Origin of the sequence: Asaia sp. W19, from assembly GCF_003994335.1 — a bacterium.
Taxonomy (GTDB): Bacteria; Pseudomonadota; Alphaproteobacteria; order Acetobacterales; family Acetobacteraceae; genus Asaia.
In genome coordinates this window covers 40,051-63,465 of record NZ_PNQZ01000025.1, presented here as the reverse complement: position 1 = coordinate 63,465, position 23,415 = coordinate 40,051, and the positions used below count along the sequence as shown (strand labels likewise).

The 23,415-nt window shown below is 61.5% G+C and carries 18 protein-coding genes; 12 read left to right on the top strand and 6 right to left on the bottom strand.

Annotated features, from left to right (window positions below):
- Positions 1 to 229: 229 nt before the first annotated feature.
- Entirely contained in the window at positions 230 to 1,009 is a 780-nt protein-coding gene (locus C0V97_RS06205) for an acetoin reductase (RefSeq protein ID WP_127101769.1), read from the top strand.
- Between the two features lie 66 nt (positions 1,010 to 1,075).
- Here the strand turns inward: C0V97_RS06205 and C0V97_RS06200 are convergent, their stop codons facing one another.
- Both C0V97_RS06200 and C0V97_RS06195 read right to left on the bottom strand, forming a co-directional pair.
- The gene (locus tag C0V97_RS06200; protein ID WP_127101768.1) at positions 1,076 to 2,446 is read right to left on the bottom strand and encodes an L-serine ammonia-lyase; all 1,371 of its coding nucleotides are present in this window, start codon (positions 2,444 to 2,446) and stop codon (positions 1,076 to 1,078) included.
- 192 nt (positions 2,447 to 2,638) lie between these two features.
- Positions 2,639 to 3,604, bottom strand: a complete 966-nt coding sequence (locus C0V97_RS06195) for a cupin domain-containing protein (protein WP_127101767.1) — start codon at positions 3,602 to 3,604, stop codon at positions 2,639 to 2,641.
- A 175-nt stretch (positions 3,605 to 3,779) separates the two neighbouring features.
- On the opposite strand from C0V97_RS06195, the gene C0V97_RS06190 reads away from it, so the two are divergent.
- The 7 genes from C0V97_RS06190 (at position 3,780) to C0V97_RS06160 (ending at position 10,772) form a co-directional block, all read left to right on the top strand.
- A complete protein-coding gene (locus tag C0V97_RS06190; RefSeq protein WP_127101766.1) occupies positions 3,780 to 4,625 on the top strand; it encodes an aldo/keto reductase in 846 nt (281 codons plus the stop codon).
- A 195-nt stretch (positions 4,626 to 4,820) separates the two neighbouring features.
- Positions 4,821 to 5,096: a hypothetical protein gene (locus C0V97_RS06185; protein WP_127101756.1), complete on the top strand. Its 276-nt coding sequence runs from the start codon at positions 4,821 to 4,823 to the stop codon at positions 5,094 to 5,096.
- 311 nt (positions 5,097 to 5,407) lie between these two features.
- A complete protein-coding gene (locus tag C0V97_RS06180) occupies positions 5,408 to 6,781 on the top strand; it encodes a hypothetical protein (RefSeq protein WP_127101754.1) in 1,374 nt (457 codons plus the stop codon).
- Complete coding sequence (locus C0V97_RS06175; RefSeq protein WP_127101752.1) at positions 6,778 to 7,686, top strand: hypothetical protein; 909 nt, start codon at positions 6,778 to 6,780, stop codon at positions 7,684 to 7,686. Before C0V97_RS06180 ends, C0V97_RS06175 begins: the two co-directional genes overlap by 4 nt.
- Positions 7,683 to 8,237: a hypothetical protein gene (locus tag C0V97_RS06170; RefSeq protein WP_127101750.1), complete on the top strand. Its 555-nt coding sequence runs from the start codon at positions 7,683 to 7,685 to the stop codon at positions 8,235 to 8,237. Before C0V97_RS06175 ends, C0V97_RS06170 begins: the two co-directional genes overlap by 4 nt.
- On the top strand, positions 8,230 to 9,384 hold the full coding sequence (locus C0V97_RS18315; protein WP_158625356.1) for a hypothetical protein: 1,155 nt from the start codon (positions 8,230 to 8,232) through the stop codon (positions 9,382 to 9,384). The genes C0V97_RS06170 and C0V97_RS18315 overlap by 8 nt, the downstream gene beginning before the upstream one ends.
- Positions 9,381 to 10,772 (top strand): hypothetical protein, encoded by a 1,392-nt coding sequence (locus C0V97_RS06160; RefSeq protein ID WP_158625355.1) that lies wholly within the window; start codon positions 9,381 to 9,383, stop codon positions 10,770 to 10,772. Before C0V97_RS18315 ends, C0V97_RS06160 begins: the two co-directional genes overlap by 4 nt.
- Positions 10,773 to 10,779: 7 nt before the next feature.
- Here C0V97_RS06160 and C0V97_RS06155 read toward each other — a convergent pair whose 3' ends face one another.
- The gene (locus C0V97_RS06155; RefSeq protein ID WP_233582007.1) at positions 10,780 to 12,225 is read right to left on the bottom strand and encodes a lipopolysaccharide biosynthesis protein; all 1,446 of its coding nucleotides are present in this window, start codon (positions 12,223 to 12,225) and stop codon (positions 10,780 to 10,782) included.
- A gap of 171 nt (positions 12,226 to 12,396) precedes the next feature.
- On the opposite strand from C0V97_RS06155, the gene C0V97_RS06150 reads away from it, so the two are divergent.
- Positions 12,397 to 13,827: a YdiU family protein gene (locus tag C0V97_RS06150; RefSeq protein ID WP_127101744.1), complete on the top strand. Its 1,431-nt coding sequence runs from the start codon at positions 12,397 to 12,399 to the stop codon at positions 13,825 to 13,827.
- A 120-nt stretch (positions 13,828 to 13,947) separates the two neighbouring features.
- Here the strand turns inward: C0V97_RS06150 and C0V97_RS06145 are convergent, their stop codons facing one another.
- Complete coding sequence (locus C0V97_RS06145) at positions 13,948 to 17,247, bottom strand: TonB-dependent receptor domain-containing protein (RefSeq protein WP_233582006.1); 3,300 nt, start codon at positions 17,245 to 17,247, stop codon at positions 13,948 to 13,950.
- A 531-nt stretch (positions 17,248 to 17,778) separates the two neighbouring features.
- Positions 17,779 to 18,222 (bottom strand): carboxymuconolactone decarboxylase family protein, encoded by a 444-nt coding sequence (locus tag C0V97_RS06140; RefSeq protein ID WP_127101742.1) that lies wholly within the window; start codon positions 18,220 to 18,222, stop codon positions 17,779 to 17,781.
- Between the two features lie 203 nt (positions 18,223 to 18,425).
- On the opposite strand from C0V97_RS06140, the gene C0V97_RS06135 reads away from it, so the two are divergent.
- The 3 genes from C0V97_RS06135 (at position 18,426) to C0V97_RS06125 (ending at position 21,676) form a co-directional block, all read left to right on the top strand.
- Positions 18,426 to 19,112: an FMN-dependent NADH-azoreductase gene (locus tag C0V97_RS06135; RefSeq protein ID WP_127101740.1), complete on the top strand. Its 687-nt coding sequence runs from the start codon at positions 18,426 to 18,428 to the stop codon at positions 19,110 to 19,112.
- A complete protein-coding gene (locus tag C0V97_RS06130) occupies positions 19,109 to 20,539 on the top strand; it encodes a PLP-dependent aminotransferase family protein (RefSeq protein WP_127101738.1) in 1,431 nt (476 codons plus the stop codon). The genes C0V97_RS06135 and C0V97_RS06130 overlap by 4 nt, the downstream gene beginning before the upstream one ends.
- Positions 20,540 to 20,617: 78 nt before the next feature.
- Positions 20,618 to 21,676, top strand: a complete 1,059-nt coding sequence (locus tag C0V97_RS06125; RefSeq protein ID WP_127101736.1) for a thioredoxin family protein — start codon at positions 20,618 to 20,620, stop codon at positions 21,674 to 21,676.
- A gap of 136 nt (positions 21,677 to 21,812) precedes the next feature.
- Here C0V97_RS06125 and C0V97_RS06120 read toward each other — a convergent pair whose 3' ends face one another.
- On the bottom strand, positions 21,813 to 23,393 hold the full coding sequence (locus C0V97_RS06120; RefSeq protein ID WP_127101734.1) for an RNA repair transcriptional activator RtcR family protein: 1,581 nt from the start codon (positions 23,391 to 23,393) through the stop codon (positions 21,813 to 21,815).
- Positions 23,394 to 23,415: the final 22 nt, after the last annotated feature.

Sequence of the window (23,415 nt, the reverse complement as noted above, 5' to 3'; positions counted from 1 at the left end):
ACTGAACGGGCCCCTCCTGCCCCGTCACAACGAGCTCCACGCCAGAACACCCGTTTCTGCCTTCTTGAATCAAGAACCTTCATCCCAGGTCATGACATGTTCTGTCTCGAAGTTCACAAGACGCTCATGACCCTGACCTGAGCCTGGGTTCCGCCGTTTCCCTCTCGGACACGGGGCCATGCGACGCCATCACGGGTGTTGCCCGCCCATGATGAGGGAGAAACCACCCATGCGTCTCGATGGAAAAATCGTTCTGGTCACCGGTGCGGCTCAGGGGATCGGGCGCGGCATTGCGCTGCGACTGGCCAGCGAAGGGGCAAACATTGCCCTTGTGGATCTCAAGACGGACAAGCTTGAGAGCGTACGCGGCGAGATCGAGGCTCTTGGCCGCAAGGCGAGCGTCTTTGCTGCTGATGTCAGCCAGCGCGATGCGGTCTATGCCGCCATCGATCATGCCGAGACTGCACTCGCCGGATTTGATGTGATGATCAATAATGCCGGGATCGCGCAGGTGAACCCGATTGCCGATGTGATGCCCGAGGAGGTCGAGCGCATCTTGCGCATCAATATCCAGGGTGTGCTCTGGGGTATTCAGGCCTCAGCGGCCAAATTCAAGGCACGCGGCCAGAAAGGCAAGATCATCAATGCGTCCTCGATCGCCGGGCATGACGGGTTTGCCCTGCTGGGTGTCTATTCCGCGACGAAATTTGCGGTACGCGCCCTCACGCAATCGGCAGCCAAGGAATATGCGCGCTCAGGCATTACGGTGAACGCCTATTGTCCGGGTATCGTGGGTACGGATATGTGGGTCGAAATCGATGAGCGCTTCTCGACGCTGACAGGGACGCCCAAAGGCGAGACCTACAAGAAATATGTCGATGGCATCGCTCTTGGCCGGGCCCAGACGCCGGATGACGTGGCAGCCCTCGTCGCGTTTCTGGCCAGCGCGGACTCCGACTATATCACCGGCCAGTCGATCCTGACCGATGGCGGAATCGTCTATCGATAAGTCCAGATCCATCGTCGGGGTCCGCAAACCATGCCGGCCCCGCCAGGCGATTATCCGTTCAGAAGCTCAGCATTCCGGCAGGTTGACGGCGAGCCCGCCCAGCGAGGTTTCCTTGTAGCGCTGGTTCATATCCCGCCCGGTTTCGGCCATGGTGCGGATAACCTGATCGAGTGAGACGAGATGGGCACCATCGCCATTCAGCGCAAGCGAGGCCGCATTGATGGCCTTCACCGCACCGAAGGCATTACGCTCGATGCATGGGATCTGCACGAGGCCCGCTACAGGATCGCAGGTCATACCCAGATGATGCTCCATGCCGATCTCGGCCGCATCTTCGATCTGTTCGGGCGTGCCGCCCAGGGCTGCCGCCAGCCCCGCCGCCGCCATGGAGGAGGCCACACCGACCTCACCCTGGCATCCGACCTCGGCGCCCGAAATCGAGGCATTGAGCTTGAACAACCCTCCAATGGCTGACGCCGTCAGCAGGAAATCACGCATCCCCTGTTGGGTACTCGCAGGGGGTAACGGCATGCAGTAATCGCGATAATAGCGCAGGACAGATGGAATGATGCCCGCCGCCCCGTTTGTTGGGGCTGTAACCACACGGCCCCCCGCCGCATTCTCCTCATTCACCGCAATGGCGAAGAGGCTGATCCAGTCCATGATCCCATGGGCCGAACGCATATTGGCACGTTCGCGCTCGATCAGTTTTTCATGCAGGGCGGCAGCGCGACGCCGTACTTTCAACCGGCCCGGCAGGATACCGGTCTGACCCATGCCACGCGCGATGCAGGCCATCATCACGGCGATGATTTCATCGAGATACGCCTCGACCTCCTGCCTTGGCCGCAGGGCACATTCGTTTTCCAGAACCAGGGCAGCGATGCTGAGCCCGCTGGTCCTAGCGTGATGCAGCAGCTCCGCCCCGCTGGTAAAAGGGTGAGGCACGACGGGCTGGGCATAGCCCGCGCTCTCGGTCACGCTTTCGGAAACGATAAACCCACCGCCGACAGAGCAAAAACGCGCGCGATCAAGCACGTCACCGTCCGCATCGAGCGCTTCGAATTGCAGGGTGTTCGGATGGACAGGTGGGACGGTTTCCCGGTCAAGCACCAGATCCTTCTCCGGATCGAAAGGGATGAAGCAGTCCTGAAAACTGATCTGTTTCATCTCGGCAACGCGTGACACGATCCCGTCGGCAGCATCAGGGTCGACGCTCTGGGGCATTTCGCCGCACAAGCCGAGAATCACCGCCTTGTCCGTCGCATGACCCTGGGCCGTCCAGGCCAGAGAGCCATAGAGCGTGACACGGAGGCTTGCGACAGAAGCAAGGTCATGAAGCCCTGCCATGAAACGCTGCGCTGCCCGCATGGGGCCAACCGTATGTGAGGAGGACGGACCGATACCGATTTTAAAGAGATCGAACAGGCTGATCATGCAGGACTCATCGACAGACGGTCCGATGGACCAGGAAGCCTGTCCTCACGACTACCCTATTCCGTCTCCCGAGGTCCAGCCAGAGAGACGGGACCCGACCGTCAGCCGACCGCCCCATGTTGCCTTCAGATTGAGCCTCAGCTGACCATGCCTGTTTCCAGCTTCGGTCCGCGCGCTGACGGGCTCGATCCGTCAGCCTGCGCGGGAGAGACGGGCGATCGTGCCCACATCGACACAGAGATGCGCGGCGATCGCCTCAGGGGAGGCGGCGGCAAGCCATTGTGGCAGGGAAAGGTCGTGATAATGATCCGAACGGAAGATTTCCAACACTGTCAGTGTGGTCTCTCCATCATTCCGCAGATGATACCCCTCCCCACGGGGCACATGACACACCATTCCCGGTGCGAGACGCGTGACTTCGCCTCTGTGTCCTGATGCGAGTTGGGTCAACAGGCCAGTGCCTTCAATGCAGATCTGCCAGACCGCCGTATTGAGATGCCAATGCAGATCCGTCCGGCAATCCGGCATGATTTCAACGAAGGCTGCAGAAAGCGCATCGGGATCGCTGAAGACGTCGGCCTCGACCACCCTGATGCTGCCCCAGCCCGTCCGTTCGGCCTCCTGGGACAGCAGACCATGGCGCAGCGCGCCCTTATGGCCATAGCTGTCCTCACGTCCCCAGGGCTCGCCAAGCGCGTTATCCTGGGTTTCGCGACCTCCTATGAAGGCTATGAGACTCGCCCCGCTTGGACCATGGGCGTGAAAAGATGCCTCTGCATCAGCGGGAACGCTCCAGACGTCACCCGCCTCGAGCATGTCATGGCGGTGATCACCCAAGCTTCCATACGCCATTTCGAGCCGGGCAGAACCGGAGATCACCATCCCCCAACCTCTGGCCTTGCAGCGGGAAGCCCCCTCATCCGAACCGGCACCGAGATGATGATGTTCGACCCTGACATCGGGCACGCCATAAGGGGCAACGCGTTCAGACCACGCCCATCCCTCGGTTCCTGCGCCTGGCGACCGCACGCGACAGCGCGCTCTGTCACGAAAACGCGTCGCCCAGAACGGACCAGGCCGTCCCTCGCTGGACGGTTCAGCCATCGACCCGTTCAGCCCGAACAGTCGCTGGATAACGCGATGGTCGAAAGACGCCATGGCTGGCCTCCTTTTCTGGTTCGGCTGCGATCTCCATGATTCCCCGCGCGCAGGATAACGTCAGGCCGGAAAGAAACGCCTAATATTCACGGAGTCGTGATCGGTCGCTGAAGCACGTCAACAAACGTCTTTCCTCATCTGGCGCTTCGATCCCTGGAATGAAAAGGAAGTTTTCATGAAACAGGTGGTTTTTCGCGATGGCCTCTCGGTTCCAGCACTGGGAATGGGCAGCTGGAACATAGGCGACTCGGTGGCCTCGCGCGCTGAGGAGATCGCCAGCCTGCAGGAGGGGCTCGATCTGGGGCTCAGCGTGATCGACACAGCGGAGATGTATGGCGGTGGCCGGTCTGAGCGGCTGGTAGGAGAGGCCATACGCGGCAGGCGGGATCAGGTCTTTCTCGTCTCCAAGGTTCTGCCCTCCAATGCCACCTATGAGGGAACGCTCAGCAGTTGCACGGCCTCGCTCGAAAGGCTGGGAACCGATCATCTCGATCTCTATCTGCTGCACTGGCGTGGTGGCGTACCGCTTGAGGAAACGCTGGATGCGCTCGTTCATCTGCAGGATCAGGGATTGATCCGACACTGGGGGGTCTCGAATTTCGACACGGAAGATATGGAGGAGCTGGACAGCCTCAACGAGGACTGTGCCGCAAACCAGATTCTGTACAATCTCGAAGCGCGCGGCGTGGATCATGACCTGCTGGCGCGCGACCGGCAGGCGCAGATCGTTTCGATGGCCTACTCGCCCCTGGGTCAGGGGGGCGCCCTGTTGCACGAGCCCGTACTTGCCACCATAGCCCGCGCCCATGAGACGAAAAACGGCCCTGCCACACCGGCCCAGATCGCCCTTGCCTGGACGATCAGGCATCCGAACCTTCTCTCTATCCCCAAGGCAGGCTCACGCCGCCATCTGCGTGAAAACATAGCGGCGCTGTCCATAGAGTTGACGTCAGAGGATCTGGCCCAGCTGGACGCGCATTTCACACCACCTGATGAAAAGAGGCCTCTCGAAATGATCTGACACCACAGAATGACGCAGGCAACCTGGACTGGCAGACGCAATCCAGGTGCGAGATGCGTTCCGATCGCTCCTTGCCTACGTTTCATACCAGTAGAATAGCCTGCAATGCTTGAAGTCATAGAATTGTTTACTTGGATAACGCACATTCCCCGCGCGATAATCCTGACATAAAACAATCTCCGGCGGAGAAACGGGATGACGAAAGCAGAATTTGAGACCTATCTCGTGGCACACCCCCAGATTTCCCGTGATCTGGAGCGTGAGCGCCGGGTCTGGGTTTCGAGCCTTCCCAGCACCCAGATAGAGCGTTTCACGGCATTTCTTGGCGAGCGTCTTGGTATGACTCTCGCCTTCAGGCAGATCGAGCCTGAACTGGAATTCGTGCTCTACGACCCCGAAGCCGCAGGCAATGGCAGCAATGATCTGCTGACGCTCGCGCAGCAGCGCGCCGGGGAATACGGTCCGCTCTGAAGCGCCATGGTGAACAGCGCGTGATCCGACGCTCTGAAATGACGGCGAGGCGCTCAGGACCCTCCGAGGACCTATTGGCGCACTGGATCGACTGGTTTTAGCGAAGCGCCTTCCACCCACCGCGCCGGATACGGGACGCGCCGGAGGAAGCTTCGCATCCCCGGATTTCCCACGCAGGAATTGGGCTCGACCGGGAATTGCGTTAAGACAGGTCCTGAACACCCCGGCCATGTCAGGACTTTCCCCTGTTTCCAGCTTTCGCCCTCGCCTTGTTGCTGATCTGCCTGGTCGTGCGCCTGGTATCGGCACCTTTGAAGGGACCGACAGCGGCAGTGTTGCGCGGCGTCGTTCTTGGCCTGCAAGCAATTGCAGCGCTCTGTGGCGCGCTCAGTCCGCATGAAGCCAATCTTTCCGCCCTGACGCTCGACCCGCTCAATGCCTGCTGGCTGCTGCTCTGGACGGTGTCGCGCATCCCTCACGCCGCGAGACAGAATGCCCTGACAGAGGCCTTGGGCGGGCTTGGCCTGCTTTGCGATAGCACGACGCTCGCCCTGCTTTGCTTTCTGCCCTGTCTCGCGCAGACACACAGACAGATACCGGATGCAGACGTGGCGCCGCCCCACTCAGCCTGGCGGCTGGGCTTGCTGGCGCCGGCCTCCTGTCTCCTTGCCCTGCTTCCATTCGTCCCCGCCCTGGCGTTTCTGGCACCGTTGGCTGGACTCGGCTTGCTGCCGGCTTTCGCCGAGCTCCCGCTTCTGGCCTATGCGCTTCTCGTGCCTACCCTTCTCGACACGACCTCCCTGTTCTGGCCACTCTGCCTGATCCTCTTGGGAGGCGGGCTCTGCCTGACAATGCCAGTCGGCAAGGGACTCGCAGGCTTTCCGCTGCTCCTGCTCGGGCTGACCATGTGCGCCCGGATCGGTAATCTGCCTGACACGGCCATGGCGGGCGCAGAAGCAACGATCCTCGCACTGGCTCTGACGGGGCTCGGGAAAACCGGCTTCCTTTTCCGGACGCCCCTGCCTCCACTTGCCGGGTTCCTGCCCTTCTGGCTGGCCCTTCACGTTATTGATGCGCTTTGTGGTCTCTCTCCTGCCTGGACCGCTGGCGGAGTCATGCTGAGCCTCGTGATCGGCGTGCTCATGATCCGAAGCTGGCTCGCCGCATGGCAGCAGGCTGCGCGCTCTCCACCCTCTCTGAGCCAGACATCTCTTGCTCCGGTCACGCTCGGGCTGGTCCTCTCGATCTGTCCCGGTCTGTTTCTCGGTCTCGTGCACAAGGCCCTGCTCGTGATGGCGGGCAGCAGCGGCGATACCTGGCGTGGCTGGCCGCTCTGGTCGCTTGCCGGGGGCGATGGCGCCTTCTGGTATCCTGCGCTGATTTTCCTGATTCCAGCCCTCGTCGCGCCTCTCCTGATCGGGCCCCTCCTGCCCACTCGTACAGGCATCCCGCCCTGGCCGATTCCGGAATTCCGGCTGCGCCTGCCGTGGACGATCAAGCGTTTCATCGTAACCGGGAGGCAGCGTTTTGGTGCGCTCGTGACGTTTTTGCACGGCGCGAGGGACATGGGGCAGATGAACGGGCGATCGACCCGCGCATTTGAGACCCCACTCATCCGGCAAGCACTCCCGCTCTGGCTGGCAGTACTGGCGGTTGCCCTCGCCTGGCTGGGCTGGACGGCATGATCGCTGCGTTTCTTCTGGCTCTGCTCATCACCGTCGCCCAGATGGTCACGATCGCGCTTCTGGCGCCCTTCCTGACCGATCTGGAATGCCTGACCGGTAATCTTCTGGCTGGCCGCAGCGGTGTCCTGCCCGGATGGCGCTGGCGACAGATACGTGCAGGCTGGCGCAAGAGAGGGGCTATTCCAGCCCTGAGCCGACTGAGCCTGTGCTCGGTTCTTCTCGCCATGACAGGCATCCCCCTGGCCAGCACGAGGCTGCTCTTCGGCTTTTTGTCCGAGCCTCTCGCCTGCGGTGTCCTGCTGATCCTGGCATCGGGCTGTCTTTGGGCTCAGACTGTCAACGCTGCCCCGACCCCCATGATCGCCCTGCGTCTTAGGGCTGCCCTCGGGAGGCTGGGGCACGATCTTATGTTTCTGGTGCCTCTGCTCGCACTCACAGGAACATTGATCACGGTCGGGCTTCCCGGCGCGGGGACGCTTCTGGGTCTGCTGCAACAACGCCTGCTGCAGCCCGCCCCGGCCCTGATGGGCGGTCTCGTCTTCATGGCGGCTGCGATCCTGCTCATCCTCAATCGGCGCTTCCTGTCCCAATCCTGGAACGAGGACCTGATTGCAGGGGCGCAGGGGCGCCATCGCAGCCTGATGCGCTACCGCCACGATCTCTCTGTCTGTTGCTGGTATCTTCTGGTCGCCGATCTGGTCTGGCCGGATTCCCTGGCCACGAGCAATGCCACCATCGGGCATCTCGCCCTGCTCTGGTGCGTCGCGGCTCCGCTTAAGCTCACTCTGCTGGTCTGTCTCGCCGCTGCCTGGCGCGCCATACGCCCGCTGCCCTCGGGGCGTCTGGCCCTGGTCCTGAGCGGTGCGGCCATTCTGCTGGTTCTTGCCGGGAGGCTGAGTACGTGACGGTTCTGCTTGGCCTGATGCTGCTGATCGCCCTCGCCGCCATAGGACGCGACAGCCGCGTGCTGCCTTTTCACGGCACCTGCGCCGCCGCCTGTGTCTCCGCGATCGGCTACGGCGCGCCCGCCCTGACGGCATTGATCCTCCTTCCCTTGCTGAATGGTGCAGGCTGGATGATGCTCCGTCGCCATACCGGCTGGCGTGCCGGCGATCTTCGCGCGCGGCGTGCTGCGCAGCAGGCTGCCTCCCTCGCTGTCTGTGCCTCCATCGCCCTGCTCCTTCTGACGGCGCTTGCGGCAACACCGGGCTTGCCGGTTCTGATCTGCATCGGGATCGTATTCTCTGGGCTTTGCGCGGCCTCCCTGCCGATGCCCCTGATGCAGCTCACCGGCTTGCTGAGTGCGCTGAACGGCCTTCTCCTCATGGGGGCGCACCGACAAAGCTGGGCGCTCGTTCTTGGCGCAGCACTGGTCTGGATCGGGCTCCTGGCCCTTGGACGCTGGCTTATGCCCCGCCTGGCCTGGCTCAGAACGGATAGTACCAGCCATGGCTGAAACCCTGCATCAGATCGCCCGTTTCCTGATACCAACCTGGCCCCTGCTTGCCGCCTGTCTGCTCGCCTTGCTGCCGGAAAAGCGGGCAGCGGGCTCGGCACGTCTCTTTGCTCTGACCGGTCTGGCGCTGACCGTATTGCTCACCCCCCTTGTTGCCGGGCAGGATCTGATTACGCGCTGGACCTGGCTGCTGGCGGCAAGTGTTCCCTTTCTTTCCTGGCGTGAGGGGAGCCGACGCCTCACGCTCTGTCTCGATTTTCTCGCCTGTTTCGTGACCATGCTCGCTCTCGGCCTTCATGCCGTGCTCCCCGTTGCCTGCCTGATTGCCTGTGGGGCGCTCCTTCTCGCCCTGCGGGAGTCCCTTGCCACCACACGGGCAAGGCAGGCCTGGGAGTCGATGCGCCTGCGTCTGGCCGGGACGATCCTGACCCTGCTTGGTTCAAGCCTGACGAGTTTCAGCCCTGATCCGGCCACGCTGAGATTGGGCGATCTCCTCTTGTCCATTGGGCTATGCCTGCTTGCGGGACTGGGTGCACCGGGTGGCTTGGCCTCTTCCTTCGATTCAAGCCTGATCCCGCCCACCGAACGCGCCAGCGCGCTTCTGGACATGCTGCTCTGCATCGCCGCCATTGCCCTCATGATCCGGCTGCCCGAACGCGACATCACGCACACCGTGCTGGTCCTGGCCGGGCTGGCTGCCCTGTGGCTGGGAATTCTCGCGCGGCAGGACGGCGTACGCTCTCTTATCGCACTCGCCATCGTCTCTACCGCCATACCGGGCGGGCATGTTCCGGCGATGCTGTTTCTGAGCACGGGGCTCGCCCTCGCAGCCGAACCGGCGCTCGACAGCCGCTCAAGGCGCTGGGTCGCCTGCGGCCTGCCCCCCTGGCCGCCATTTGCCGCGAGCTGCGGCTTGTTGGCCGGATTGATGCGGAGCAGCCCGCTCTCGGGCGGGCTCGCCGCCCTACTCACGGTGATTGGGCTGGGAGTTATGGCCAGCCGATCCGGTCTGGCTGGCGCTCTTCCCTGCGCATGGCGCGACCGGCTGATCCTGCTTCTGCTCCTTGGGCTGGGTCTTGTCGCGCCCTTCCTTCTCCCGGCGGTGCACACAGGACAGGATTTTTCCCTGGGCTGGATGGCGCCATGACGACCATGATCGCGCGCATCCGATCCGGCGAGCGTATAGCGCCCTTCCATCATGCGCTTGATGAGACTCAATGGCGCGCGATGATCGCGGCCAGGGCCGGCTGGTTCATCGCCCATTGGTGCGATGACAACCGGGCCTATGTCCTGTTTCTCGATCAGGAAACACCGGTCATGGCCAGTACGCCGCTGATCGAGGGACGGTATTTCGCGCTCTCATCCGTGCTCCCCGCCGCGTCATGGCCTGAGCGTATTGCTCAGGATTTGTGGGGATGCCTTCCTCTTGGTGCGATTGAAACGGAGCCCGCTCTCGATCGCGGGGGATGGGCCAGCATCGCACCGCTCTCGCGCCGTTCGGTCCCCTCAGATCATGCTCCACCATCTGCTGCCTTCGGGACGGCGCTTCAGACCGACATGCCGCCCTTCGCCTGGGAGATGGGACAGGTCATACTTGGTGCCGCTCATAGAGGCTTTCTGCAGGGGGTCCTTGGCCGAAAGCCAGAGGAAGCCCTGCGTCTGATCGGACGCAGTGTTTCATCCGCTTTTGTCGCGGCCCCCCTTGCCTATACTCAGGCGATCGAGCAGGCGCTAGGCATCGTCCCCTCTGCGGCATTGCGCGATGCCCGGATCATTCTGGCAGAAATCGAGCGCATCACGGTGCATTGTCGCGATATGGCGCTCATGGCACGCCTGACCGGGTTCACGCTTCTCGCAAGCCACGCCGCTCTGGCCGAGGATCTCTGCGCTGAGCTTTGCCTTCACCATGGGGCGACAAGACGTCTGACCGATACGATCACCCCCGATGGGATTGCCTTCGGGATCGATATCTGCGCGCTGGCTCATGGGATCCATGACGCCCTCATGCCACGCCTTGCCGTGATCGAGGGGCTGCACGCCCGCATGGCAGAATCCCTCGAGGGACTTGGCGTCATCACGCCGGGGCGGGCCGAGGCGCATTGTCTCGGCGGGTTGGTCGCTCGCGCTTCAGGGCGCTCCTTCGATCTGCGTCAACTCGAAGACGACATGCGCCACGTTCCCGGTCGCGCCGGATCGCGTTTGGGGGGCGATGGCTGGGCACGACAATGCCTTCGCCTCGACGAGATACGCGACTCCCTGCGTCGGCTGGAGCGCGTTGCTGCGGCGTTTGGCGCGCCACTTCCCCAGGCTGAGCCGATCGCGACGGGTAGCGGCGAGGGCATTGGCGCGGTGGAAGGGCCGCACGGCGAAATCTGGTGCTGGGTGAGACTGCGCGATTCCTGCCTGGATGGCTTCATGCTGCGCGACCCGGCCCTTGCAACCCTGTCGGTCCTCCCCTCGCTGATGCGCGGCAGCTGGGAAGATCGCCTCGTTCTGGCCTCGCTTGGCTATGATCCGGGCGGGGCGGAACAATAGCATGGCTTCAGGTTAAGGCCTTGATCGGCACCTCTTCGTCGACGGGCTGCTTCAGGATCCTGTCGGGAGCCGTATCGGGCGGCGAGACGGAAGAGGCTTCCCTGGCTGTGTCCTTGGCCACCCCGCCTCCCCCGGTCACACCTGCATGCTGCGTGGGACGCAGCGAGCAGATGATGGCGCGCCAGAGCCGCGTGATAAACATGGCCAGACTGCTGAACACCGTCGCATAGCAGGCGCCTTTGAGCGACCATACTGAAGTCAGACCATAGAGCACCGGAAAATAGGCCAGGGTGATCCAGGTGCGGTTGGCCATCAGATAGCCGATCTGCCCCATGACGGTAAGCAGCGGTTCGAGCGGCACGACGAGCAGGGTCAGGACCGCCGAGACAAGCATGATCGAGATGTAATAGGTCGTGCCGTGCAGATGGATATGCAGCATCAGCGAGAAGATGCGCCCCCCGAAGAACGCCGCCACCAGCAGCAGCGCCACCGAGACGGCGCAGAGCATGAAGAAGATCTTCCAGGTGATCCGCTTGAGTCCCGACCAGTCCTGACGATCGCGCATCTTGACCAGTTCGGGATAGAGCACGGGAGAGAGCATCTGGGCCGGGGTCACGATCCCGTCAGCAATCTGTCGGCAGATACGGAACACGGCGGCCTCGGCCGAACCCAGAAGCGACCCGACGACAAGCGTGCTGATATGCCCGGACACGGCACCAAGAGTCTGATTGATGCTGGTCGAACGCGTGAAGGCCCACATTCCCGGCAATTGCCAGCGCCACTGACCGAACACATCACGCGGATGCAGGCGCAAACCGATTTTCTGGTGCAGGGTGGTAAGCGCAAAATACAGGAACAGCCCGTAATCCATCAACACGGCTCCGGCCCAGACGAGCACGAAGAAGCCGAGCTTGAGATGCAGCACGAAGCCCAGCGCCGTTCCCGCCGTACGGAAAATGGCGGTGCAGGTATCGCTGATCGGCACGAGATGGAAACGGTCCGTCAGGCGCAGAACCCCGTTGCTCCAGCCGGTATACATGAACGGACAGATGAGAGCGTAGCCATAGGCGAGCGTCGTGACCCAGGGGGTCCAGTGAGCAACATGACTATAAAACGCGACGCTGATGACCCCGATCGCGATGGCCACCACCGCCGAGAGCATGTCCAGCCGGATACAGAAGCCGAGGATTTGTCGCAAAAGCGCGAGGTCACGCCGCGCGTAGGGCTCATTGCCGTAGCGGATGAATGTTTGCCAGGATTGCATACGCGAGAAGGTGGACGCCATGATCCCCAGAGAATGGATCAGGATCAGCAGGCCGAACTGGGCAAGCCCAAGGGCACGTACGGCAAACGCTATATAGGCGAAGCTGCAAATGGCCGTGGCAATGCGCCCCAAGGTCAGAAAGCTGACATTATGGATGATCCTCTTTGCGGCTGTCGGATGCTTCGGCATGAACGGGTTGTGAACGTGCCGCCCTGAAATGGGAAGAGAGGGATTGAAAAAACTTCGGCCCCCTCGATCCTTGCGCTTGCACCGGCCGGGGATAACGCCATCTCTGAGCAAATATCAGGCTCGTTCCTGCCGGGATGACAGGTGTCATTCGGGTTACGCCCATGAGGTTTCATGTCGCTTCCCCTCCGTCGCGCTCCTTTTCCTACCAGCATGGCCGTTCAGGCCGCTCCCGCGCCGCTCAGGGCACCGCGTCTGATTGCCGTCAACTCGGCGCTTGCACAGACACTCGGCTTCTCACCGGAATGGCTCGGATCGCCAGAGGCCGTGGCGCTTTTCAGCGGACAATGGCGCGATGAGGCTGTGCCGCCTGTGGCGCAGGCTTATGCCGGCCATCAATTCGGGCAGTTCGTGCCACAACTGGGCGACGGAAGGGCGCATCTGCTCGGGGTGGTAAGTACGGCCCAGGGCAGCACGTTCGATGTGCAACTCAAAGGCTCAGGGCCGACACCCTTTTCCCGACGCGGCGACGGGCTCGCCGCACTTGGCCCTGTACTGCGCGAATACCTCGTCAGCGAGTCCATGGCCGCTCTGGGTGTTCCGACAACGCGCGCCCTCGCCGCCGTGCTCACAGGCGAGACTGTGTGGCGTGACCGGCCCCTGCCCGGGGCCATTCTGACCCGCGTCGCCGCAAGCCATCTGCGCGTGGGCACGTTTCAATATTTTGCCGCGCGCCAGGACAGCGAGGCCCTGCGCTTTTTGTGTGATCTCGCGATTGCACGCCATTATCCGGGCGCTGCCTCAGCGGAAAACCCGGTGCGCGCACTCTTCGAAAATGTCGTCGCCGCGCAGGCTCGGCTGATCGCGCACTGGATGAGCCTGGGCTTCGTGCATGGGGTGATGAATACAGATAATATGGCCATTTCGGGAGAGACAATCGATTATGGCCCCTGCGCCTTTCTGGACGCATACCGCCATGACAAGGTGTTCAGTTCGATCGACCGGAACGGGCGCTATGCCTATGGCAATCAGCCCCGCCTGGCAGGATGGAACCTGGCTCGTCTGGCCGAGACAATTTTGCCGTTTGTTGACCCTGACGAGGAGCGCGCATTGGCCCGGGCACAGGAGGCGCTTGGCCAGTTCGGCACGCTTTATGATACGGCCTGGCTGGAGCGCATGCGGCCGAAGCTGGGCCTTATGCAGAGCGAGGCTGAGGACAAGACGCTGATCGTGCGGTTTCTGGAGATCCTTGAAGAGGAAAAACTGGATTGGACGCTGAGTTTCAGACGTCTCTCACGGAACGAGCCCCTCAGCGAAAAACCTGTCTCTGACGCGCTCGGTGGCTGGCTGGCAGACTGGAAGACACGCCGCGCCCGGGAAAAGGCCCTGCCAGCAGAGCAGGACCGCCTGATGGCGCAAAGCAACCCCGCAGTGATCGCCCGCAACCATCGGATCGCCGAGGCCATCGACGCCGCCGAGCATGGAGATTTCGAGGTTTTCCAGCGTCTGCTCGCGCGTCTCGTGCGCCCGTTCGAGGATGACGCCGATTATGAGACACCGCCCCTCCCCGAGGAGGTGGTGCAGGCTACATTCTGCGGCACCTGAGACCTCAAGCCTGCGGTCGAGAGCCTGCCTTTCGTCGTCGGTGTTGGCATCACCTGGACGAAAAAAAGGGATGCCGAACTGCGGCATCCCTTCCGATTGAACTCTCCTATCGGTCTCGGATCAGAAATGAACGCCGATATTCAGCTGGAAATTCCGTCCGATGAGCGCTTCGTAGTAGCGATTGGTGTCATAGATCCCAGGATCCTTAGGCAGGGCGTTCGTGATGTTGTTGATCACGAAATTGGCCGAGAGATTTTTGGTGATGTCATAGGCCAGTGAGAGGTTGAAATAGGCAAATGACGGACGCTTGTTATCCTGATAGCGTGTGGCAGGCACCTGAACCTTATACTGCGTCGGGCCATACCAGAGTGTCTGCCACTGGGCCGAGAACGGACCATTCATGTAATTCAGGTTGAGCGTGAAGTTGTCATTGGGCGCATCCGTCGTGCCCGAGAGCAGATAGGTGCTTCCCAGATAGGTGTCCTGGCTCTTGAGATAATGGACGTAGTTGCCGCTCAGGTCGATTTCGCCAGCACCAGCGCCGAAGCCGAAACGGGTGAGCGGGGTGAAATAGTCCATGGTCGCCTGCAGCGCCTGGGTCTCATACTTGGCGATATTGTAATAGCCAGCATTGAAGGTCGAAAGCTGGCCCGAAGAGTCACGGATGAAGCTGTTGCAAAAGGCGTTCGACGGGTAGCTGCTGGAGTCATAGCAGGCATTCATCAGATCCTGCGGCCCGAGCGAGGTGATGGCGTTCTTGACCTTCACGTCGACGAAGGAGGCCTTCATGTCGAGACCACGGACGAAATGCGGACGAAACTCGAGCGATCCCGTATAGCTCTTTGACGTCTCGTTCTTCAGATTGGGGTTGCCGCCAGTCGTACCCGGAATGGTGTAGAAATTGAAGTTCGAGGTGAAGGGCTGGGTGATGCCTGCCTTGGCGCAGTTTGCTGCACGAATGGCCGGATTGGGACCCGAGCCGATACCGGCATCAGAGCAGGGATCGGTGCCCGATTCATAATCGGTCGAACGCGGCGAGAAGAGTTCAGTCACGGAAGGGTTACGCACAGATTGGGCGTAATTGCCACTCAGGCCGAAATCCTCGGTCGGCCACCAGGCCCCACCAAACATGTACGTCCAGTAATTGCCGGTCATGCTGTTATTGATGAAGCGGCCATTTGCCGTCGCTGAAAGATTGTAGATGCCAGGCACATGCATGGCGGGCGACACGAAGGGAACGTCGAGTTCGCCGAACGCCTCATGGGTATGATAGGCGCCGCCCGTTGGGGGAATGGCCGTGCTGTTGCCGTATTGCTGATAGGTGCCATCGCCCTGCGGCCAGCCGCGGAAAAACGCACCCGGATCGAAGTGGTAGCCTTCGCGGCGATGCTCATACCCGAGATCCCAGCGAATATCGCCGGCAGGCAGGCGGAAAACGGTGGAGCTCAGTTCGGCCTGAATATCGCGCTGCGTATTCTTGTTGGTCGAATGCGCGTCGGAAATAACGTAATCACGCGCACCCGGCGTCATCTGATTATAGCCGAACGGATTGAGCGGTGCGCAGGTCGCGCTGCGGGTGGCGATGGGCGCATTCTGGTAACCAGGCGCGCAGACGATATTGCCGCTGGAATCCTGCACCGCGTTCAGCGCGTTCACGAGATTGGCTGTGACGATCGAGGGCGTCCAGGTATTGTTCATGTAGCGCGTGTATTCACCACGTACCTTCCAGTCGAACTTGCGCCCGACCGCATTGAAATCACCCGCAAGCCCCCCCTGAAAGCGGTACATCTGCACCGTGGTGCGATAGAGCCCGGCGTCGAGATCCTGGTTCAGCCTGTTGAGATAAAACGTGTCGGTGGGCTGGCCGTTGGCTGCCAGGGCATTCTTGATGGTCTGCTGTTCTGCGCTGGTCAGATAAGGATTGCTGGTGCTGAGCGCATAGGCACCATTGACCACATCATTGGTGTAGTAGCTGCTGCTCATGGGGCCAGCGGTATTGAGCGTCAGCGGATTGTCAAACTGGGTTGTGCTCCATGTTCCCTGACCGACCTGGCTCTCCGCGCTGCCGCGCGCATACCATCCCTGCCATGTCGCATGGATATGGCGAGTAATGTCGTAATGGCCCAACAGGGTAAGATTGAGCTTGTCATTGGGCGCAATCAGCTGGTTGTAGTCCTGAAGCGCGATGCCATTGCCACCAATACCATGCGTCGTATCGCCCTTGAGCAACGTGCCAGCAGTGAGCGGAATGAGCGACTGCCCGTTCTGACTGAACATGAGCGGCTGATTGGCTGCATTGGCTACCGCATTATTGGCTTGCCCCGCCAGAGCAGCACCTGCCGAGCCTGCATATACGGGGAGATTCCCATAATCGCCTGTGATCATGGGAATACCCGTGACCGAGTTCTGGATGAAGCGCGATCCCGCTCCGAGAACATACGTGTACGGTGCGCTCTGTCCCAGAGGTACGCGATGATAGAGCACCGCATCGCGCCCGAACACATCCGGCCTGTCATTGGCGACCATGCCGCCCTGGTTACGATATTCGACGTCGAAGACGATACCACCCCGGTCATGATCGAAATTGCGGCCTGCCTTGAATGTCAGCTTTTCGCCAGGAGCATCGAGCTTCTGCGACCAGTTGCCCTGTGCGTTGAAATCGACACCTGTGAAATGATCATCGAGCGTGTAGTTCATCACACCCGCAACGGCATCGGCACCATAGGCCGCGCCGGCACCACCAAGACGCGTATCGATGCCCTTAATCAGCGATGTCGGAATGGTGCTGACATCCACCTGCGAGCCTGACCCTGCGCCATAGATCGAGGCAGTCGCACCGCCCGCCATGCGCATGCCATCGATGAGCGTCAGGGTACGTTCGGCGCCCAGGTTGAGCAGGCCTATAAAGGACTGACCGGCACCAAAACTCCCCTGATTGCCTATCGTCGAATTGCCGCCCTGGCTGATGGCCGGGTTTTCACGCAGCAGCGCCGTTCCCAGATCGTAATACCCGCGTCGATGGATCTGCTCGGCGGTCAGCGTCGAGCCGGCCATGACATTGGTCAGACGCGACTGTGAAAGACGTGTGCCCGTGACGATGATCATCTCTTTCTGAGGAGCAGCGTCTGGCATCGATGCGGCACTGCTGGCGAGAACGGGCTGAGGCGTATTCGTGCCCGGGGGCGTTGCCGAAGCAGGCGCATTCGCCTGGGCAGTCGTCCCGGCTGGCACGACTTTTGACGCACGCGCTGCCGTCCCGCGCCTTGCCTTCGAGGCCTTGTGCGTCGAGACCTTCTTATGGGGCGTTGCCGTCGGTCCAGTCTGGGTCTGGGCCTGCGCCATCGTCGGGCAGGCGAAAACCGTGCAAAGCAGAGAGACCATAAGGGCGTTATGCCTCAACCCCTTAATGCGCTGCGGCAAGATCACTCCGGATGCCATTCCTGGGCCCTTTCGTCATAGCTGTCGTTATTTCAACATGTGTCATAGTAAGTCTGCTTTTCGATATCGAAACAATATAATGGGTGATTAACGAACTCTCGTGATCTTTGTTGCTTAATCGCAACATACGGTCAGGAGACGTACAATTCTGTGACGCGATTTTACGGAGTGATACCGGATGCCGGCGCCAGACTCCTCGCTTCATGCAGCGCTGCGGAAGGGCTCTATAACGGTCGTTTTTGACGAACGACGTTTCCGTCCCAACAGATGAAACGGCGCAGTCGGGTGCGTTCAGACAGCCGGACCATTGTGCTGATCAGGGAAGTGAACGCCCGATCCAGGCGACGGATCCACGTCACCCACGAACCGGATCAGGCCTCAGGATCAGCAAGCCGCCTAGGCGCTGCAGGGACAAGGGCCGGGCAGTGAAACCCGGCCGAGGACGTGATTCGCGCCCGAAGCGTCGTTTGATGGAAGCGGATGCGTGAGCGGGTCAGCTTGCTTCTTGCGTTATCAGGGGGCGGGTGCGCGTCGGAATCCGATCGCCAGACGATTGAACAGGTTCATCATCCCCACGGCGACCGTCAGATCGACGATCTCCTTTTCCGTAAAGATCCCGATGAGCCCTTGGAATTCGCCATCCGGAATACCACTCTCACGCACGCAGGTAACCGTCTCAGCCCAGGCGAGAGCGGCGGTTTCACGCGCGCTGAAAAATCCCTCGGCCTCACGCCAGACCTGAAGCACAGCAAGCTTACGAGAGGGCACTCTTCTGGTCAGCAGAGCCTGACTATGCAGATCGAGACAGTAGGCGCAGCCATTGATCTGGGAGATGCGCAGATAGACCAGTTCGACCAGCCCAGCATCCAACCCTGACCGCGCCACATAGCGATAGACTTCCCCCAGGGTGCTCACAGCTTCCGGGGCGAGAGCTTCGTAGTCGAGACGCTGTGTCATCAGCGGGTATCTCCTTCGGTGGAACGCCAAGGCGCTTCACCTCTTCTCCCGTCATGCCGGGGCGCATGACAGGTGGAAGAACGCAGATTCCGAGAGGACCAAGATTCTTGGTATACTCCGATATCGGTTTCATGGGCCTGTCATCACGCGTCCGGTGGATTGATGACACAAGCCCCTTTTCGAGAACCGCACGGTGCCCGGCGATGCAGATCCTCCATATCGATTGCAGCCCCAGACAGGATGGGCAGAGCAGGCGCATCTCTGCGGAGATCGTTGCGCGGATCTGCACGCTGATTCCTGAGGCGACCATCGTCAAACGTGACATCAGTACGCTCACCCCGCCGGATGCATCTTACGCTGCCTTGCTCGCAAGTCCTGCCGACGCGAACGACGAGGGAACCGAAGGGTCGACGGAACTGTCGGATATCCTGATCCACGAAGTCGAGGCTGCGTCCGTCATGGTGTTGGGAGCGCCCGTGCATAATTTCACGGTACCGGCCGCACTCAAATCCTGGCTCGATCATGTGGTGCGGATGAACCGCACATTCGCCTTGGGCGCCAATGGAAAACAGGGGCTCGTTGCCGATCGGCTCGTTCTGATCGGTGTCGCAGCGGGCGGATTCATTCTGGGCGGAGAGGCGCAACAGCCGGATTTCTTTACCCCGTATCTTCGGGCGGTTCTCGGATGTATCGGGTTGTTCAATGTGCATTTCATCCCGGTACAAGGGACTGCCTTCCACGATAGCAAAGCCTGCCAGTCCGCTCTCGATCAGGCTCTCCTGGCGCTCGACCCAGTTCTCCTGACCACGATTTCTCCTATCGGGACAGGCACCTCGTCAGGGCCTGACGCCCGAGCGCGCACGGCCCATCTGTCCCGGTCGCACATATGAAAGACTCACGACCGCCCTTCGCAAGCCTTTCGCTCGACAGGGACAATCCGCTTAGCCTGAGCGAGCAGATCGCGAAGCATATCGAAGGCGCCATTCTTTCAGGCGCGCTTCCTGAAGGCACGCGCCTTCCTTCCTGGCGTGACCTTGCGACGCAGCTTGGGGTCGCACGCGGCACAGTGCGTACCGCTTATGACCGGCTGATCGATCGCCATCTGCTGCGGGCCGCCGGGGCTGCAGGGACGCGGGTGGCTGAGCCCCCCAAAGTGCCGCACGCTTCTGTCAGAGGGGAGATTTCCGTATCCGACGATTATGGCGCGCTGGCCCTGTTCCGGCATAGAAACGAGCAGCCGCTTGCTTTTCAGATGGGTATCCCGGCGCAGGATGCCTTTCCCGCCACACTCTGGGCGCGGCTGCACCGCCACGGCGTCCAGATATCGGCACTGCATGCCGGGGTGATGGACCCACGCGGCCTGCCGGAATTACGGGCGGCTCTGGCATCGCATCTCGCCCTTGCGCGCGGGCTGAGCTGCACGCCCGATCAGATCCTGATCACCACGGGATTTCGCAGCGGGCTCGCTATGGTGCTTCGCGCCATCGATAGTCCCGGAAGACAGGCCTGGGTGGAAGACCCGGGCTTTCCCGTTACGCGCATGGCATTGGAAAGCGCCGGGGTACATCCTGTTCCGATCAGGGTGGACCCTGAGGGGCTCGATGTCGCGCAGGGGCGTTTCATGGCGCCCTCGGCATCTTTCGCCCTCGTGACACCGGGACAGCAGGCCCCCATGGGAGTTTCCCTCAGCCCCGCACGGCGCAAAGCCCTGCTGGACTGGGCGAGAGAGAGCCATGGATGGATCATCGAGGATGATTATCTGGCCGAATTGCATCTCGAGGGACGTGCGCCGCCCGCTCTCGCCTCAGGCGAGGGTGCGGATCGCGTGATCCATATCGGCACTTTCAGCAAGACACTTGCCCCCATGATAGGGCTGGGTTTTGTCGTAGCGCCCCCGGGCCTCGTGAAACGCCTGACCGAGATGGCCTGGTGGCTCGCCACCCCACCTAATAATGCCGTGCAGATTGCCCTGACACGTTTTATGCGCGAAGGACATTATTTCCGGCATCTCCGCAGGTCGCGCCAGATCTATGCCGAACGCCGATCACTGCTATGCGACACGCTGCAACGATGCGGTGCTCCCGCGGCTCAGAGCGCAGGCCTGTCCGTCATGGTCCCCCTGCCCTCGGGGTTTGACGATGCCCGCCTTGCCCTGCAGGCACGTGCGGCGTCGCTGGGTGTCTCCCCTCTCTCGGCGTGGTTCGCCAAGGGATCGCGAGCGCGATCGGGCGTCATTCTGGGCATCGCGAATAGCCGCCCCGAGCGGGTCGAGGGCGACTGCCGCCAGCTCCTCGCCCTGATGCGCTCCGCCCTCTAGCGCCGGGCTTCCGGCATTCTGCGCTGATCGACGCAGTGCCTTCATTCCTCTCCCCTTCTGACGCTACGGAGCAATTCCATGCCCGGTTTTCACCATGGCCTTGCAGCCATCGCCCTGCTTGCCTTGTGCTCACTCCCCTCATCCTCCCGGGCCGAGACAGCACCTGCGCCCGACCCGGCAGGTTTCATTGCGGAAGACCCCGCACTTGCGCAGAGGGTCGGCCGCCCCGCCCCCGCCATGCGCTGGCAGACACTGGATGGACAGACGCTCGACATGGCGGCGCTCACCCGCAAGGGCCCCGTCTATCTCAAACTCTGGGCGACCTATTGCATTCCCTGCCGTGCCCAGATGCCGGGCTTCGAGGCGCTTTATCAGCGCTACAAATCCCGTATGAGCGTCGTTGCGGTCGATATCGGCTTTGGCGAGAACCGCGAAAAAATCGCCGCTTTCGTGCGCAAGACCGGACTGACCATGCCGGTCGTGATGGATGACGGGAAACTGAGCGACTGGCTTCAGATCCGCGCGACGCCGCTGCACGTGCTGATTGATCGTAACGGGCGCCTCGCCTATCTCGGCCATCAGGATGGCCCGGCGCTCAGCGCAGCCCTGGAACGCGTCCTGGCCACGCCTCGGACGACGAACGACCTTCATTTTGCGGATGTTACCCAAACGGCAAGCCTGGACGTCGGGGCAAAGCTACCGGCGATGAGCCTCACGGATACGCAGGGCGCCAGCGCTTCCCTCCGCCCGGAAGGATCGACGCGGGCTCAGATCCTGCTGTTCACCGCACCCTGGTGCGAGAGCTACCTCGCGACTATGGATCCACCGACCGCGCGCCACTGCGCCCGCGCAAGAGAGCTTGCTCAAAAGCTCATGCCCCATTCCGGGATCGACTGGACGGTCATCGGTGCCCGGCTCTGGACCGAACAGGGAGATATGGCTGGATTCGGCACGCTATTCGGCCCAGGATTCCGGGTATTGCTGGACAGCGACAATCTTGCCTTTACACGCTTTGGTGTGCGTCAGATCCCGGCAATTGCCCTGATCACCAAGGACGGACATCTGGCGAAGATACTCGATGGCACGCGGGCCGATCTGGCTGCACAGATCGAGGATTTCGAGCGCGTTACGCGCTAAACCGGACATCTCCCCCGCATTGACTGGCTTACAACCTTCGGATGCGTGCAGATCCTGCGCGCATACTCTGTTCCTCCGATCTGCCTGCCCATGGCCGTGAACATACGCGCCCTCATCGAACCCTGACTGCACGGCCTCAGACGGGCAATCCAGGGCCGCCCCTTGATCTCACGCCATCCCAGTCGAGGCCGAAGCGGGCGAGATATTTGCGCAGGCGATCGGCATCGTTACGGCTTGCGCGCTGCGTGCGCGAGACCGCAAACAAGGCGCGGCCTGCATCGGAGAGACTGGCCGACAGACGGCAAACACGCACTACCGCGGCAAGCTGGACGCTATCAAAAACATCGATCTCTGCGGGATCAGGCAGGATCTCTGCCAGCAACGCCCGGTCATCGGGCCGAGCCAGGCTGGTTGTGTCAGCCTCGCAGTTTCGCCATCGTTCGGTCAGTTCCCCGATCTCGTCCTCGATCATGGGGAGTGTGATTCTTCCACGATCCGCTAGGGTACATAGCCTGAGCACCGATTGCGTGAGATCGCGGAAATTTCCCGCCCAGCGTGCCTCGGCAGACCGCGCAAAACGCAGATACCGTGCACGGGCACCTGGGGCGAAACCGGTTTTGGCACCCAGTCGTCGCTCAGCGACATCCAGCGCGTGATCGAATTCCAATTCGAGATCTGTCAGGCGCTCCCGCAGAGGAGGAAGGCGCAGGATCCATTGGAAAAGCGTTTCCAGCCCTGCGCCATCTCGGGCAGTAGCAATCAGGCGGATCTGTATATCGAGATCTGTCTCCCCGCCAACCGGACGGTACTGCCCGCACTCCACGGCGCGGACGAGATTGTCGCGCAGGGCCGGGGGGACGTGCTCCATCCCCTCGATAAGCAATGTGCCGCGATGCGCCTGCGCCAGTAATCCAGCCCGTTCAGCTCCTGTGGCGCTGCCGAGGCCGCGCTTCTGACCCATCAGCATCGCGGCCCCATCCGGTGTCGCAAGGGCTGTGCCGCTAACGCGCACCAGTTTCCCGCGCAGCTGCCGGCGCTGAAGTCGCAGTTCATGGACGCGCGCGCCAAGTGTGCTCCTGCCACTCCCGACTCCGCCTGTGATCAGGATAGGCGCGTCCGAGCGCAGGGCTATCTGCTCGAGCCGATCGATAAGGCGCTCGATCACCGGATCGGTGCCGCCAATACCACCCCGAAGCAATGTCGAATGCTGGGCAGAAGCCAGATCGAAACGCTGCTGGATCGCATCATATTGCGCAAGATCGAGATCGATGACGTTCAGGCGCCCGTTCGGCCCGGTGCCTGGTCGCTCCGGCTCCATCTGGATCAGCCGGGCCGGAACGTAGCGGCTCTCCGTCAACAGGTACCAGCAGATCTGGGCGACATGGGTGCCAGTGGTCAGGTGAACGAAATAACGCTCACGGTCCTCATCGAACCCATAGGCCTGCGCGAAGTCGTAGAGCTTGGCATAGACCTCCTCGAGGTCCCATGCATTGTCGAAATCGAGCGGAGTGAGACGCACCTCTGTGTCCGGCGAGAGCGCGGCAATGCAACGCGCGACATGATGGGCCAGAGCCTCGGCATAACCGGGATGAAGCAGCTCGAAGCGATCTACCGGAAGGGAGTCGTGGCCGCACAGCTTGATACTGGGCTGCCACGAACCGACTCCGCGCATCCGATCGATTTTGGTACCAAGCAGGCCGATGACAACGTTTCTCATGATCTGATCATTTCAGATAAAT

What these genes read in the sequence shown, in the direction of transcription:
- C0V97_RS06120 (WP_127101734.1), bottom strand. Translation starts at nt 23,393, where the DNA reads ATGAGAAACGTTGTCATCGGCCTGCTTGGTACCAAAATCGATCGGATG.
- C0V97_RS18315 (WP_158625356.1), top strand. Translation starts at nt 8,230, where the DNA reads ATGGCTGAAACCCTGCATCAGATCGCCCGTTTCCTGATACCAACCTGG.
- C0V97_RS06150 (WP_127101744.1), top strand. Translation starts at nt 12,397, where the DNA reads ATGTCGCTTCCCCTCCGTCGCGCTCCTTTTCCTACCAGCATGGCCGTT.
- C0V97_RS06155 (WP_233582007.1), bottom strand. Translation starts at nt 12,225, where the DNA reads ATGCCGAAGCATCCGACAGCCGCAAAGAGGATCATCCATAATGTCAGC.
- C0V97_RS06205 (WP_127101769.1), top strand. Translation starts at nt 230, where the DNA reads ATGCGTCTCGATGGAAAAATCGTTCTGGTCACCGGTGCGGCTCAGGGG.
- C0V97_RS06175 (WP_127101752.1), top strand. Translation starts at nt 6,778, where the DNA reads ATGATCGCTGCGTTTCTTCTGGCTCTGCTCATCACCGTCGCCCAGATG.
- C0V97_RS06125 (WP_127101736.1), top strand. Translation starts at nt 20,618, where the DNA reads ATGCCCGGTTTTCACCATGGCCTTGCAGCCATCGCCCTGCTTGCCTTG.
- C0V97_RS06185 (WP_127101756.1), top strand. Translation starts at nt 4,821, where the DNA reads ATGACGAAAGCAGAATTTGAGACCTATCTCGTGGCACACCCCCAGATT.
- C0V97_RS06195 (WP_127101767.1), bottom strand. Translation starts at nt 3,604, where the DNA reads ATGGCGTCTTTCGACCATCGCGTTATCCAGCGACTGTTCGGGCTGAAC.
- C0V97_RS06190 (WP_127101766.1), top strand. Translation starts at nt 3,780, where the DNA reads ATGAAACAGGTGGTTTTTCGCGATGGCCTCTCGGTTCCAGCACTGGGA.
- C0V97_RS06140 (WP_127101742.1), bottom strand. Translation starts at nt 18,222, where the DNA reads ATGACACAGCGTCTCGACTACGAAGCTCTCGCCCCGGAAGCTGTGAGC.
- C0V97_RS06200 (WP_127101768.1), bottom strand. Translation starts at nt 2,446, where the DNA reads ATGATCAGCCTGTTCGATCTCTTTAAAATCGGTATCGGTCCGTCCTCC.
- C0V97_RS06135 (WP_127101740.1), top strand. Translation starts at nt 18,426, where the DNA reads ATGCAGATCCTCCATATCGATTGCAGCCCCAGACAGGATGGGCAGAGC.
- C0V97_RS06160 (WP_158625355.1), top strand. Translation starts at nt 9,381, where the DNA reads ATGACGACCATGATCGCGCGCATCCGATCCGGCGAGCGTATAGCGCCC.
- C0V97_RS06130 (WP_127101738.1), top strand. Translation starts at nt 19,109, where the DNA reads ATGAAAGACTCACGACCGCCCTTCGCAAGCCTTTCGCTCGACAGGGAC.